Genomic DNA, 14,964 nt, shown 5'->3' on the forward strand with positions numbered 1-14,964 from the left:
GTATGGCGTCGATAAAAATAGAAAATGTCCAAAAAGCCTTCGGAAAAGTAGTGGCAGTCGATCATTTGAATCTGGAAATCAAGGATGGAGAATTCTTTACATTCTTAGGGCCAAGTGGCTGCGGCAAGACGACAACCCTGCGGATGATCGCTGGATTCTATTATCCTACCAAGGGTGTAGTGCGATTTGGCGATAAGGATATGACGCGTGTACCTCCTGAAAAAAGAAATACGGGCATGGTTTTTCAAAACTATGCCCTTTTTCCTCATATGACGGTCTTTGAGAATGTTGCATTTGGTTTGAAGGTAAGAAAGATTGCCTCAAGTGAAGTGAAAGCGAGGGTACAAGATGTGCTTCGCAAGGTAAGGCTGGAGCAATATGCCGATCGTCAGGTGAGTCAGTTGAGTGGAGGTCAGCAGCAGCGCGTGGCCCTTGCAAGGGCATTGGTGATCGAACCTGAAATCCTGTTGCTGGATGAGCCGTTAAGTAACCTGGATGCGAAGCTTCGAGATGAAATGCGGGCAGAAATTCTCAGGCTGCAAAAAGAGTATAAGATTACAACGATTTATGTTACCCATGATCAGGCTGAAGCGCTGTCGATGAGTGACAGGATCGCTGTCTTCAATTTCGGGGTTTGCCACCAGGTGGGAACACCTTCGGAAATTTATAATAAGCCGGCCAATGACTTTGTTGCCAGTTTCATAGGTGAGATTAATCTGCTTCCTGTAAAAGTGAATCAGGTTGAAGATAACCTCGTGACTGTCTCGGCTGGTGAGAATAAGTTTGTTGTACATAATACGCCATTTAATTTTAACAGGGAACACGAAAATAGTGAATTGTCACTTTCGGTTCGTCCTGAGTCAGTGAAAATCCTTGACGAGCAGGCAGACCGGCCGAATGTTTTTAAAGGAAAAGTTGAAAAAGTGCAGTTCTTCGGGACGATCATCAATATGGCAGTAAGGGTCAATGACTTGCTGCTTGAGGTGAATGTGCTGAATCATGTGTCGGCAAACCTGAAGCCAGGAGCCGATGTGTGGGTTGAGCTTCCTGCTGATCAAATCAGGGTGATTCCGATGTTGAGCGGTGATGTATCATGATGAAAAATCGCGATAACCGACTGACGTTATACTTGCTGATTCCAGTACTGCTTGTGTTGATTGCCTATGTTTTATATCCGTCATTAAGGACGATTCTGGAAAGTTTGCAAAAAGAGGGCAGTTTTACATTTGGAAACTATGAGGATTTTTTCTCGCAGGAATCGAAGACTAATCTGGAAGCTTTATGGAACTCTGTCTATATTTCTGTTCTGAGCGTTTTGGTGAGTGCGGTAATCGGGATTCCGCTGGCGTTCATTTTTAACAGATATGACTTCCCGGGCAGAGGCTTTTTCGCAACAGCTGCCATCATGCCGATCGTTCTGCCGTCGCTTGTTGGGGTTATGGCGTTCATGTTCCTATATGGGGAAACGGGGCTTGTGCCGAACGCGATCAAGGATTTGTTCGGGCTGGATGAAGTACCATTTAAAATCGGCGGGATATCAGGCATCCTGATTGTTCATGCTTATACGATGTATGTTTACTTTTATATGACGGTTTCATCAGCGATCCATAAAATTGACCCATCGCTTGAGGAGTCGGCGCACAATCTTGGCGCAAGCCGTTTTCAGGTTTTCTGGAAGGTGACTTTCCCATTGTTGACCCCTGCCATCGTTGCCGCTTCGCTGTTAGTGTTTATGATTTCAATGGCATCCTTCAGTGCACCGTTTTTACTGGCGGGCGGATTCCGGGTGCTGAGTTTGCAGATTTATTTTTCCAAGATTAATGGAGACATGGAGGTCGCTGCGACTCAATCTGTCATCCTGTCGATTGTTTCTATTTCCTTCTTATTATTCATGCGCTGGTACCAGAACCGCAAGGATTACCGGATGGCTTCAAAAGGGATTGGCGCTCACCGCAGTGAAGTGAACAATCCAGTACTGAAGTGGACGATGGTGTTCATTGGGGTAATCGGTGTCACCATCCTGCTGCTGCCGCACTTTACGATTCTGCTGCTGTCACTCGTTCCGGATGGAAGCTGGACATGGCAGACATATCCTAGCGTTTTCAATTTTGAAAACTATCGACTGCTGATGGAAGATCCAAATATCTTCAAGCCTTTGAAAAACAGCTTGCTGTTGTCTGTGATCGCGACGGCGGGGAACCTTGTTTTCGGTGTGCTTGCTTCTTATGTGCTGGTTAAGAGGAAGTTTGTCGGCAAAAACTTCGTGGATATTCTCGTCATGATTCCATGGGCATTGCCGGCTACTGTTATTGGTATGAACTTGATTATTGCTTTTAACGAACCGAATATCTTCTCATTTGGAAATATCCTTGTCGGTACGTTTTGGATATTGCCGCTTGCTTATTTTATCAGGCATATTCCACTTGTTGTAAGGTCGACGAATGCTGTGTTGGAGCAGCTGGATGATTCAATTGAGGAGGCATCAAGGAGTCTTGGGGCGAAATGGTTTTACACGTTCCGGAAGGTTATTTTGCCAATTATCATGCCGGGTGTACTGTCAGGGACTTTGCTTGCGTTTGTGGAGTCAGTCGGAGAATTCCCGACATCGGTGTTGTTATATACAATTTCAAACAGGCCGATTTCGATTGAAATCATGAATCAGCTGCGGATGTTCAATATGGGCCAGGCTGCTGCATATGGCATGATTCAGATTACCTTGATTGCGGTCGTTCTTCTTATTTCCAACAGGTTCTTCGGAGTTAAGGCAGAACAGTCGTTATCATAATGTTGGAATAGCATAATCATAGAATCGGAGATGAAAATATGAACAAGCTAGAAGAATTTATCAAGAATGAAGGGGCTGCTTTTCCCGGGAAGACATACGTAGAAGAGCTGTTGAAGCCCGTCTTTAATGATCAGCGGGATTACTTGTTCCATGTCATGTTTGATATCCACCGGGCGCATGTGATTATGCTTGCTGAACAGGGGATTATCGAAAAAGACGAAGCGAAAGTGATGCTTGAGGGGATTAACAAGGTTGCCGGGACGGATGTCGGGAAGCTAAGTTATGAGCCGCAATTTGAGGATTTATTTTTCATGATGGAAGCGAAAATCGGCGAGGAAATTGGCGGTGAGCTTGCCGGCAAGATTCATATCGGCCGCAGCCGCAATGATATGGGTGTCGCGATGTATCGTCTAGTGCTCAGGGAGCATCTCGTCAATCTGCTTGGAAGTGCCTATCAGTTGAGCGAGGCGCTGCTGGAGCAGGCCGAAAGCCATACAGACACGATCATTACAGGGTATACCCATACGCAGCCGGCCCAGCCGACTACATTGGGTCATTATTTCCTTGCGATTTATGATGTTTTGGGACGTGATATTCAGAGGTTATGGGCTGCATATCGGACGGTCAACCAGTCCTCGCTTGGGGCTGCTGCCCTGACGACAACAGGGTTCCCGATAAGCCGTGAACGGACTCGTGTATTGCTCGGCTTTGACCGGATTGTCGAGAACTCTTATGACTCGATAGGCGGAGGGGACTACTTGCTTGAGACAGCGTCGGCTTTGATGACAAGCATGGTTAACACCGGCAGATGGATCCAGGACTTCCTTCAGCATGTCACCAGGGAATTCGGTTCTTTTTACGTCGCCGACCCTTACGTGCAATGCAGCAGCATCATGCCGCAGAAGCGGAACCCGGTGTCGATTGAGCATTCGCGTTCAATTGCGAGCAGTGCATATGGTGACGCGCTGGCTGCTTTCAATATGGTGCACAATACGCCGTTCGGCGATATTGTTGATACAGAAGACGACTTGCAGCCGCATCTGTATCGAGCATTCAATAACGCCAACCGTGTGTGGAAGCTCATGTACGCTGTAATTGCGACCTTGAAGGTGAACGGAGAACATACGAAGGAAATGGCGAAGAAGTCCAGCATCACGATTACCGAGCTTGCTGATACACTTGCCCGTGAATATGGAGTTCCATTCAGGAAAGCCCATTCCATTGCAAGCTTCATTTCCAAGGAGACCGTCAAGGAAGGAAAAGAACTGTACGAGTGGGACGTCGAGGCCATCAATGCGGTCATTCAACAATTCGTCGAAGTATCATTGACTGAAGAAGAATGGCAGAAAATCATTTCACCAGAATACTTCATCGAAATCAGGGACTTACCAGGCGGACCAAGCCCGAAAGAAGTCAAACGGATGATCGGAGAAAGAAAAGAAAAGCTGGGTAAAGATCTGGAAGAATACTCAGAAACAGTTAGGATATTGGACAAAAAGAGAGAAGAGTTGGTTGGGTTTAGGTTTTGAGGAAGCAGGGGGACGTACCCTTTGCTCCTTTTTTTTATTTATTTGACGGTATCTGTCACAGCCTTGAATTTGTTGCAAAAGCATGGCCTTACAAGAAAATCAACATCTTTATCGATAAGGTAAGGAATGCCAGTACAACTATTAAAACAATTTCCTCCAAATTAAATCAACTTGAATACCAGCTTTTCTCATTAAATTATGCGGTTGATTCCAGGATTAAAGCTCGAAAAGGAATTGGCTCTTCTATATTATTGGCGCTTTTTCCGGCCGCTGTATTAGGAATTAGCATGATATGCGTTAAAGAAGGAGGTACGACCGAATGAATAAATAAATACTTGCTGATGGGTCATTGAGAGCAGTAAGTTAATATTGTTCTATAACAATAAGAAGGAAGCATAGGGTACGTCCCCATGCTTCCTTGTTTTCTTCAATCTACCTTCTCCAGGCTCCATCTGGTCCTAGTTTGTAACCGTTAATGGTTGTGTTGTAGGCCATGGCACCGCTGCTATAGAGATAATACCATTTGCCTCCGGTGTACACCCATCCGGTTTTCATCGCTCCGGTTGCTTCGAGGAAGTACCACTTTGTTCCTGACTTCACCCATCCGGTTTTCATTGCTCCGCTGGATTCAAGGTAGTACCACTTCGTTCCGGACTTTATCCATCCAGTTTTCATCGCTCCGCTGGATTCAAGATAGTACCACTTCGTTCCTGACTTCACCCATCCAGTTTTCATTGCTCCGCTTGGATCTAGGAAGTACCACTTTGTTCCGGATTTTATCCATCCAGTTTTCATAATGCCTTGGGCATCAAGGTAGTACCATGTATTTCCTGACTTTATCCAGCCTGTAACCATTACTCCCTCTTCATCAAAATAATACCAGTGGCCATTGATTTTTTGCCATCCAGTCTGCATTGCACCATCGCTATTAAAGAGGTACCATTCTCCATCAATATTATTCAGACCTGCAGCGTAATCATCAATCAAAGGATTATAGTAATACCAATACCCACCGTAATAAACCCAGTTAGGGCCAGTGGTAAACTGAATGATCAAATCCTCTGCTAAAGGGCTGCCATCATAACCCGAAATAGCATCGCTATTAATGTGCAGCGTGTATTTTGTATTCCCTGCAAGCAGAGGAGGAATGATGTAAAGTACATCTTCATACTCAGAGCTATCGACTTCAATGGTTCCATCAGGGCCGACAATGCTGATTCCCGATGGGTCATTCACCACAATCTCCTGGTCAAAAAGAAGTGCAAAGAAACTATTTATTGGAACATCCTCTACTCCATCATAAAAACTCTCATAATTGTAATCTTCATCGCCGTCATCATAATAGGTAATTGAGACAGCTTCCAAGAATTCAGCCGGTGTAGGGTCGGCAGGAATGCCAGGGTCTTCAGAATCACCAGTTCCTGGCACGTACTGCTCATCTGTATTCACCTGGTTTAACTGGACATTTCCGTTACTATCGGTGAATAAAGCTACTAGTCCATTTTGAAAATGAAGCTGTTCTGCTTTAACACCTTGCGCCACGGAGTACAGATATTCATTTGTATCATAAGAATAAACATCAATTCCGCCATCGAGTCTGGCAGCATAAGTCAATTGTTCCTCTATATTAAACTCATAATCTTTATACCTCGTTCCAAGGTCAAATCTGTAAGTCATATCGCCAGAATTATACATGGCAAGGTTGAAAACCACGCCGCTTGTATTGTACATACTTTGCCCGTCAGGCGTTATTTTGGCCGATGGATCTAATTCATAATCTCCATGGTATGGAGAATCATATTGGTTTTTAATAATTCCGTTCTGAACCTCAAAAGCTGACACATCTCGCGGGCTGGAATCTGTATCTATCGTGTATAGTTTTGAGAATGAAGGATTATAGTACATGTACGACCATGCACGAATATTCTTTCCTTCTGAGTTAATAATCTCCCCGCCGGTGACGGAAGAATAAACTTTCATATCCTCCCACTGGTTGGATCCTGGTGCAATATAGATGTTCCCTGAACCATCGATTGCGATATCATATGGGTCTGTATCAACCTCAATCAATTTGACTGCTTCAAAAGTTTCAGTGTCAACTTCCGCAATCGCACCAACCAAGAGTTCTTCTGTACTGTATTCATGATTCATTTCATGCTGAGTTACATACAATTTGCCATTATATAATTCTAGTCTTTCTGCAGGGTAAGGCAAAGCAAGTGCCTTTAATTCCCCTGTAGAATAGTTCGCTGCATAAATTGTTTTGCTACCCGGTCTGGTCATATAGACGACAGGATTTATAGGATCAATAGCAGTATCCATTGGTGTAAAGCCCAAATTATCTATCGTGCCTGCAGGGTCCGGAACTCCAGGCATTTCAGGAAGACCTGAAGTCGGCTGTGTATCAGAAGTCATTGTTTCAATGAAATACTGCCCATTGTCATCTATATTGATTGTTACTAACAACCCGTTTTGAAGATGAAGTTCTTGTACATGAAGATCTTTTCGCAGGGCATATAAATATTCATTTGTGCCGTATTCATAAACATCAATTCCTCTGGTTGTACTTGCAGCAAAGGTTAAATTTTGTTCTGGGCTGAATGTGTAATCATTATATCTTTTGCCAAAGGTAAAATTAAACTCCATGTCACCGGATCTAAAAGGTGCTAAATTAAACACATTTCCGCTGACATCATACAAATTCAACCCATCAAGGGAGAATTCCGCCATTCCTTCCATCTCATAATCCCCATGATAAGGAGAATCGTAGTGGTTTTTAATGACACCACCAGCTACTTCAAAGGCTTCAATGTCTGCTGGACTTGAATCTGTTTCCAGTGAGTATATCTTTGAGGTAGCAGGGTTATAACGGATATCCGAACGATGAGAGATGCTTGTTTTAAACGGGTCTTGTGCTATTTCCGCTTTTTCCGTCATGGAGTAGACCCTTAAGTTTCCCCATTGATTGGAACCTGGTGAAACATATACAAAGCCATTTGAATCTACTGCGATATCATAAGGATCTTCATTGATATCCAACACATTGCTAAGAGTGAAGGATTGGGTATCCACCTCAGCAATGGCTCCTGAGAGCGGATTATCGGTACTATACTCATGACTCATTTTATGTTGTGTAACATACAGTTTGTTTTCAAATAAATCCAGCCTTTCAGCAGGATACGGCAAAATTAATGTCTTGATTTCTCCCGTTGAAAAATTAACACTATATAATGTTTGGCTGCCAAGCTTTGTCATATACAGTATTGGTTCATTGTGATCCATCACTGTGTCATTTGGTGTAAAACTCAGATTGATTCTCCCGTTTAAAGGCTCTGCTGCCATACTCTTTCCTTGAGTGTAGGGAGTTACAATCGACAGAATTAAAATAAATACAAATAAAACCTTAAGAAACCTGGTCAAACACTATCCCACCTTTTCAATAATTTTTTTGCTATCTAGCCCGTTGTTAATATCGGCTAAAGTAGTACATAGTTAAATAAAAGATGGAATTAGTGGAAGTGTATGGAATAAAGAGTGCATGTATAACAAACTATTGATTTTAATAATGTTTTCTAGAAAAGAAATCTTAAGAAAAATGTCAAGCATTAGTTAACTGAATTTTCTATCTTTAACCCAAAATATCTGTTAAAATTATCTTGTGCTTAATTGAGAACGGGTGAAGGGGGATACTATGATTTATACAAAAAAAATTGCCAGTCTATTTCTTACAGGAACCTTATTGGTCGGCTTGCCTGGTGGTGTTTTCGCAAAACAGGAAAACAAGGTGGTAGATTTAACAGTCCTTGGAGATTCTTTAGCTGCGGGATCTACACCATATAAAAAAGAAGGGAAGGGATATGGGGAGTTTTTAAAAGAAAGGTTTGAACAATCTCAATATACTGGGGAACTTGATAATCATGGTGTCCCAGGGTATTTTTCATGGCAGCTTTTAAATGATGTCAGGACAAAGGACGATGTTCGGCAATCTATACAACATGCAGAGGTCATCGTAATGGACATTGGCGCAAATGATTTATTAAAGGCATTGTATACAAATGATCTCGAGCTAGTCCAGGTGGCCTTGGGCAAGGTGCAGAATAATTTATCCCTTATTTTAAAAACAATAGATGAATTGAACCCAGATGCTGATGTCTATGTAATGGGCTATTATAACCCATTCCCATACTACCCTGAGGAGCAGCAAGCTTCCTTGATGCCAATGCTAAAGGAATTAAACAAAGTGATTGAAGAAGTTTCCGAGGTCAACGGTGATACCTTTGTCACAACAGAGAAAGTTATCGCCAAACATTATGAAGACTATCTGCCAAACCCAGCTGACATCCATCTCAGTGAAGAAGGCTATAAGACAGTAGCGATGGAGTTTTGGAAAGCGATTGATGAAAATTTGGAATAACCTAAATGCTCGGCTGCCGCAGCCGGGTATTTTTTCACCTAATAATGCGTTCTAAGTACCTTTCTCTTGCTCAAGTATATACTGAAAAACCACCGCCATCCCATGCCCTTACTGAAACTCTCCCTAAATAGAACAGGAGAGCAAAGCAGGCAATTTTGCCCTATCTGCTCTCCTGTTTTTATGAAACCTTATTATTCATGGCCTTTACATATTCTTTGATTCGCTGCTGGTATTGCTGGATTTTATCAAATTTGCCTCCATAGCTTTCTTTTAACAAAGGGTCTTCCTGCAGACCGTTATAAAGCGGGTGGATATATCGGCTGCGGTCGAATTGGTCGGTAATGTCCATCTCCTCAGCAATCATCAGATTGATTTTAATAAGGCTGGCAAGATAGCTTTCATAAATGAAGGCTTCCTGCAAATGTGTCCGCTCTTCTTTATAAAGGATGTCGTCGATCAAGATGTTCAATCTATTGCGAGCAACAACCGCTTCATTCATTAAATCGATCCACTTGGTGCCCTGGTAATCTTCCAAAGTAAGCTGAAGCAAGTACGTGGTTCTTGCTTCATTGAACTTGATGAAGCCTTCCCACATCAGGTCGTCATTTTTGTTGTCCATCGCCCTTTTGAAGGCTTTTTTTGCCTCATTCAGATACATGATAAACAGCTCTGCTTCTTCATTGGTCAATAAACTTATGCTGAGCTTAACCTTCTTTGCACCGTCCAGGCTGAAAAAGTCGACCTTCTCAATTCCGAATTTTTTACGCAGGACCATATTCGCTTTTTTGTTGTAAAATAACCCCAGGTAATTATAGTAAACCATTTGCGTTACAGGATTTTTCAGCATGTTCCCCCTGACCTCAAGAAGGGTTGAGGTCATTTGGTACTCATTTGTGTGGACAAGCTGCTGATAGTTGATCACACACCTGATCAGTTTTACGGTTTCTTCAATCAAGGTAAGGTTACCGATGCTGATCGACAGGAGCGCATCACGTCGTTTATCGATCAAGCTGAGGATTTTATCCATCCGCTCCAGATTATAATCTTTGTGCTTATCCGCAGTGTTGTACAGATAAGGGAAGAAGACAATCAGGTCGATAAAATATTGAAGGTTGTTCGCAAATTCATTTGCCGTCTTGGAGCCTCTCGCAAACTTGTTCTCCAGGTTATCGAATACGGCTTTACCAGCATCCTTCGAGTTGGGCATGTCGTATTCTTTCAGCAGACTGGTGACGGAAGCTACATAATTCTCATTCTCGAGAACATTCCCTTCCATTTGGGTGATGACATTCACGCTGTCGATCGAGATATACGTCTTCATCGCAATGATGAAGGCGGTGAAAGAAATGATCACCCCAACAACCGCCGTAATGAATGCAACCCGGTCAGCTGTGGATTTGAAAGGGTAGATTTCATAAGATATATAGATAGAAAGAATGATGATAATCCCAATCAAAACATAACTAAAAGGAAACTTGATTTTTTTCAACTCTGAACACCTCTCTAGAGCACAGGAAACCTGGTGCTTTTTTCTATGTATGTACTTTCTTTATTTTATTAATAAGATGGTACAAAAGACCTATCCTTTTGTCGTAAAAAAGCTGACTCGATTGAGTCAGCTTTTCATTTTAGTGCTGAATGTGGTTAACGAAGTCACCGGACACCCAGCCTGTTGCTGTTGAGTTTGGCAGGTAAACATTGTACCAACCGTCTTGTGTTACCGGAACTCCATTGTTTAGGACTATCTTCAGGAAGGTTCCGTCTGCTACGTTTGTTAACACTGTTGTGTTGGTGGCTGATGGGTTGTTGCGAATATTCAATGTGCTTCCGCCTGCATTGACTTGAAGCAGGTTGGCGATATCGATATATTCACCGCTTAACCATCCATTTTGTCCGTTGACTCTTACTCTGTACCAGCGGAATGCATAACTTCCGGTGCTGCCAGGTGAGTATCTTACATCTGTGTTATAGCCAAGCACTTCTACCGCTGCATTTTGGCTGAGAGTGCCGATTAATGTGGATGAAGATACATAAGGCAATGACCTGAAGTTCAGGCTTCCGATATTGACCTTTGCCGTGATTCCGCCCGGGAAGCTTAGGACCGTATGGGTCGGATATGCTTGCCCATCGGGGATATCCCTTCCGTAAACAGGAGGGATGGCACCGGAATTGCTGGCTTCAGATCTGCTGGAATAGTAGTTTTTATCATATGTTTTGATGCTTTCCATCAGGTTCGCGATGCCGTTTTTCCAGTTCTGGTCAGTCGCATATTTAACATTCATGCCAACAAGAGTTGGTCCATATTCTGCATAGTAATAAGCTCCTGTTGGTTCCAGGTAATCTTTGCGGACCTGATAAGCTACTTTGTCAATGCTTGCCGACCCTGACGGGAAGTAGTAACCGCATGTAAATGGACATACATCATATGCGCCATAACCATACAGGTTATGTTTATAGTTTCTCAGGTCCGATCCGCCCCAGCCAGTTTCCCAGATGGCGTGTGCCACAAGGTATTGAGCGTTGACTCCATACTTGTTCTGCGCATCGATGAAATCCTGGGCAAAATTCTTTAGCGGGCTGTAAGGGCTTTTGCGATTAAAGAAATCGACAATGTCGCTAGCTGTAATGTTAGCTGGCTTTTTAAGGTTAACGAGAGTATAAGGGTTTCCGTTATTCACGGTCACATCGTTAGTGAGTGAATACGTTGTCCCATTTGTTCTCGTAACCCTAATGGTCAACTTGTGCTGTCCAGCGGTAAGTGTGCGCGTGTTCAGCAAGAATTGATAGCCGGAATTCGCATTCTTGTATTCAGGGTACTTATTGTACACATCTGTGCGGCTGAGGCCATACTCAGCTTTCCCTTTAAGGATCCCATCTACCAGGATTTCAACGCGGTCCACACCGATTCCATCCAAAATCCAGCCTTTTACCAGTGTATCGTCTTTAATGGTCGTGCCGTTCAACGGGCTGTCAATAGAGCCCTTTGTTGGCAAAGCTTCATTTTGGACATTGACAGTTACCGACTTCACATCTGCTGACGTACCCTCGCTATTTGTCAATCGTAATGAAATAGTATGTGTTCCATTGTTTAATAGTTTTGTATTCAGGGTATATGAATAACCAGAGTTTGTATTTCCGTATTCAGGGTAAGCTTTTAGTACGTCAAGACGTTCAAGACCATACTGGGCTTGCCCCATCACTTTTCCATCAGCTAAAATTTCAAGCTTTGACACTCCAAGGCCATCCAGTGCCCAGCCGCGAACAGTCGTATCACCCGAGATCACAGCGTTGATCGCTGGAGTATCAATCGATGCTTTTGGCGCGATGGCATTTTGTACATATACGTCAATCGTTTTGAGTTCTTTTACCTCGCCGTTTGAGTTCGTTACCTGGACTGTCAGCGTATGAAAGCCATTGTAAAAGCTGGTTGTGTCCAAGTGTAATAGATACCCAGAGTTCGCATTTTCATATTCTGGATAAGAATTGAGAACATCGAGACGCTCAAGGCCATACTCTGCTTGTCCAACTGGCTTTCCGTCCAGCAAGGCTTCCACTTTGGCAATACCGCTGCCATCCAGTGCCCAGCCGCGGATAACTGTTTCGCCTTTAATGATGGAATTGTTTGCCGGCTCGTCCACCGATCCTCTTGTTATAAGCTGAGGATTCTGAATATCCATGGAAACCGTTTTAATATTTGTTATCGTTCCCGCTGAATTCACCCCGCGAACGGAAAGTGTGTGAACTCCATTCGCAAATTTCTTGGTGTTTAGAGTATATGAAAATCCGGAATTAGAATTTTCATAGTCAGGGTAAGCTTTTAGTACATCGAGCCGCTCAATGCCGTATTCGGCATTCCCGATGATTTTTCCATCCGCCAAAACTTCAACCCTCGCCACGCCGTTCCCATCGAGGAACCAGCCGCTTACAGGAATATCTCCCTTAACGGTTGAATTGTTCGCTGGCTTATCCAAAGATCCTCTTGGTGATAAGTTTGGATTCTGGATATTAACTGTGACCGTTTTGATATTTGTAATGGTCCCGTCCATGCTTACACCTCGAACGGTTAACGAGTGAGTACCATTACTGTAATTTTTTGAGTTAAGAGTATATAAAAATCCAGAGTTAGCATTCTCGTAATCTGGGTAGGCTTTATGCACGTCGAGACGCGATTTGCCGTACTCAGCATTTCCGATGAGTTTCCCATCAAACAGTACTTCAATTCTCGCCACTCCATCACCATCCAGGAACCAGCCGCTGACGGGAATATCCCCTTTAATAATTGAATTATTTGCGGGTTTGTCCAGGGAACCTCTCGGTGATAAAACTGGGTTCTGGACATTTACTTTGATGGTTTTGATTGTTGTCGTGGTTCCGTTCAAAGCGGTCGCACGAACGGCTAATGAGTGAGTTCCATTGACTAAATTCCTGGTGTTTAGGTTATAAAGATAGCCAGAGTTTGCATTTTCATATTCCGGGTACGCTCTATGTACGTCGGCACGTGATAGTCCATACTCTGCTTGTCCCATGATCTTTCCATCGATTAAAACCTCGATTTTTGCCACGCCGCTTCCGTTCAAGAACCAACCCTTGACAGGGATTTCCCCTTTAAGAGTCGCACCATTTGCCGGGGCGTCCATAGAACCCTTGGCCGGCAGATTCTGAACATTCACCGTCCTGCCTGGAAGTGCAGTGACCACACCATTTTTGCCAGTCGCGCGGACTGTAAGTGAATGGTTGCCGTTGGTCAGTTTTCTTGTATCCAATACATACCTAAAACCCGAGTTCGGATTCTTATAAGCAGGATGGGCTTTTTGAACATCGAGGCGTTCAAGACCATATTGCGCTTGTCCAATGACCTTACCATCTACCATCACTTCTATTTTTGCGACACCGCTTCCGTCAAGGAACCAGCCGCTAACCGCCAAATCCCCTTTAACAGTAGAAAGATCCGCCGGAGCGTCCATATATCCTTTAGCAGGAAGAGTGGCTGCGTTTGCCATGTGATTACCACTATTAAAATTTAATAGAACGGTAAACATCGTAACAAACAACAGAAGTTTAGTAATCTTGATGTTAATGTTGTTCACTCCTTTTTAAATTAGTCATAAATAGATTACCATCTTAATAGTGAAAAATCGACAGGTTTTTGAGAAAATGGAAATAAGTTGGAAGAAATTGCCGAAAAGAGAGAGGAGAGTGGTCCCTAAACTTTTTTTAGCATAGGTCTGTTCTCCTGATTCCTTTTAAAAAAAGTGAATTTGCTGCTTCTTTTACAGTATATTGCCAGCTATATAAATGACTATTAGAAGAAGGTGGGTAATTTTTATCAATTTAATAGGTTAAAAGAACTTCCATATAAATAAATAGGAAATCCTGCTTCAAAAGGATTATATAAAATTACCTCGAATTAGTAATAATACATAAATATTAGAGAGTTAAGGATGCTGGGGGATTAGAATGGTTAAAGGATTGATGAAGTGGACTATGCTCTTATTACTGTTAATGGCAGGTGGCTGCTCTGCTTCAATTGAGGAGGAGGCAGTTGCCAAGGCTGAAGTGGAAAAGCCAAAGGTTGTCCAAGCTGGGGTTCAGATTCCAGTGATCAAGGATTTTATGCCGCGCCTGAATTTCGTGCCGCGAAGTGATGTGAAGACGCATGTCGTGCTTCATTTTTCCAGTAATGCTGTGGGAAATCCGGAGAACCCATATGTCTATGAGGAAATACGCAAAGTTTTTGATGAATATGACGTTTCGCCTCATTATATGATTGACCGCAATGGACAAATCTACTATATGCTTCCTGAAACCAGGGCGGCCCGTCATGCCGGGAAAGGGGACCTTGCGGATTTTCCTGATTATGCAGACCATTTAAACAGGTATTCTATCGGCATAGAGCTGATGGCAATCGGGACTGGAGAGGAAATGGCGACAATGATGTCGACCGAGGACTACAAAAAAATTCCGCAGGAACATATCGGATACACAGATGCACAATATGATGCACTTAATCTATTGCTTGATGACATCGTAGCCCGGAATAGAAATATTAAAAAAGATAGAGATCATATCATTGGCCACGACGAATACGCACCAGAAAGAAAAACGGATCCCGGAAGTCTGTTCGACTGGTCTCGGGTGGTGTCTGTTATCACCCGAAATTAGTTGAAAGGTGATTAAGAGAGCAGCTACTTATAGCTGTTCTTTTTTATTTAGAAAATGTAAATTTAAAATTTTTA

At 43.1% G+C, this 14,964-nt stretch carries 8 protein-coding genes; 5 read left to right on the top strand and 3 right to left on the bottom strand.

Annotation, left to right across the window (positions count from 1 at the left end; all coding sequences use genetic code 11):
- The first annotated feature begins 2 nt into the window (after nt 1-2).
- Genes DYI25_RS14835 through argH form a run of 3 tightly spaced genes read left to right on the top strand, consistent with a single transcriptional unit; the run spans nt 3 to nt 4,314 of the window.
- Complete coding sequence (locus tag DYI25_RS14835) at nt 3-1,097, top strand: ABC transporter ATP-binding protein (protein WP_213370239.1); 1,095 nt, start codon at nt 3-5, stop codon at nt 1,095-1,097.
- Nucleotides 1,094-2,785 carry an ABC transporter permease gene (locus DYI25_RS14840; RefSeq protein WP_213370241.1) on the top strand — a complete coding sequence of 564 codons (1,692 nt, stop codon included), beginning with the start codon at nt 1,094-1,096 and terminating at the stop codon, nt 2,783-2,785. The genes DYI25_RS14835 and DYI25_RS14840 overlap by 4 nt, the downstream gene beginning before the upstream one ends.
- A gap of 38 nt (nt 2,786-2,823) precedes the next feature.
- Nucleotides 2,824-4,314, top strand: a complete 1,491-nt coding sequence (gene argH, locus DYI25_RS14845; RefSeq protein WP_213370243.1) for an argininosuccinate lyase — start codon at nt 2,824-2,826, stop codon at nt 4,312-4,314.
- Between the two features lie 432 nt (nt 4,315-4,746).
- On the opposite strand, the gene DYI25_RS22465 is transcribed toward argH, so the two are convergent.
- Nucleotides 4,747-7,734 carry a hypothetical protein gene (locus DYI25_RS22465; protein WP_249745464.1) on the bottom strand — a complete coding sequence of 996 codons (2,988 nt, stop codon included), beginning with the start codon at nt 7,732-7,734 and terminating at the stop codon, nt 4,747-4,749.
- 271 nt (nt 7,735-8,005) lie between these two features.
- On the opposite strand from DYI25_RS22465, the gene DYI25_RS14855 reads away from it, so the two are divergent.
- Nucleotides 8,006-8,728 (top strand): GDSL-type esterase/lipase family protein, encoded by a 723-nt coding sequence (locus tag DYI25_RS14855; RefSeq protein ID WP_213370245.1) that lies wholly within the window; start codon nt 8,006-8,008, stop codon nt 8,726-8,728.
- A gap of 178 nt (nt 8,729-8,906) precedes the next feature.
- Here the strand turns inward: DYI25_RS14855 and DYI25_RS14860 are convergent, their stop codons facing one another.
- Both DYI25_RS14860 and DYI25_RS14865 read right to left on the bottom strand, forming a co-directional pair.
- A complete protein-coding gene (locus DYI25_RS14860; protein ID WP_213370247.1) occupies nt 8,907-10,217 on the bottom strand; it encodes a hypothetical protein in 1,311 nt (436 codons plus the stop codon).
- Nucleotides 10,218-10,356: 139 nt separating this feature from the next.
- Nucleotides 10,357-13,728 carry an Ig-like domain-containing protein gene (locus DYI25_RS14865; RefSeq protein WP_213370249.1) on the bottom strand — a complete coding sequence of 1,124 codons (3,372 nt, stop codon included), beginning with the start codon at nt 13,726-13,728 and terminating at the stop codon, nt 10,357-10,359.
- 457 nt (nt 13,729-14,185) lie between these two features.
- Here DYI25_RS14865 and DYI25_RS14870 point away from each other — a divergent pair, with 457 nt between their 5' ends.
- Complete coding sequence (locus DYI25_RS14870; RefSeq protein ID WP_249745465.1) at nt 14,186-14,890, top strand: N-acetylmuramoyl-L-alanine amidase; 705 nt, start codon at nt 14,186-14,188, stop codon at nt 14,888-14,890.
- Nucleotides 14,891-14,964 lie beyond the last annotated feature (74 nt).

Origin of the sequence: Mesobacillus boroniphilus (assembly GCF_018424685.1) — a bacterium.
Taxonomy (GTDB): Bacteria; Bacillota; Bacilli; order Bacillales; family Cytobacillaceae; genus Mesobacillus; species Mesobacillus boroniphilus_A.

Coding starts and splice junctions, on each gene's coding strand:
- DYI25_RS14840 (WP_213370241.1), top strand. CDS start 1,094: ATGATGAAAAATCGCGATAACCGACTGACGTTATACTTGCTGATTCCA.
- DYI25_RS14870 (WP_249745465.1), top strand. CDS start 14,186: ATGGTTAAAGGATTGATGAAGTGGACTATGCTCTTATTACTGTTAATG.
- DYI25_RS14855 (WP_213370245.1), top strand. CDS start 8,006: ATGATTTATACAAAAAAAATTGCCAGTCTATTTCTTACAGGAACCTTA.
- argH (WP_213370243.1), top strand. CDS start 2,824: ATGAACAAGCTAGAAGAATTTATCAAGAATGAAGGGGCTGCTTTTCCC.
- DYI25_RS14865 (WP_213370249.1), bottom strand. CDS start 13,728: ATGGCAAACGCAGCCACTCTTCCTGCTAAAGGATATATGGACGCTCCG.
- DYI25_RS14835 (WP_213370239.1), top strand. CDS start 3: ATGGCGTCGATAAAAATAGAAAATGTCCAAAAAGCCTTCGGAAAAGTA.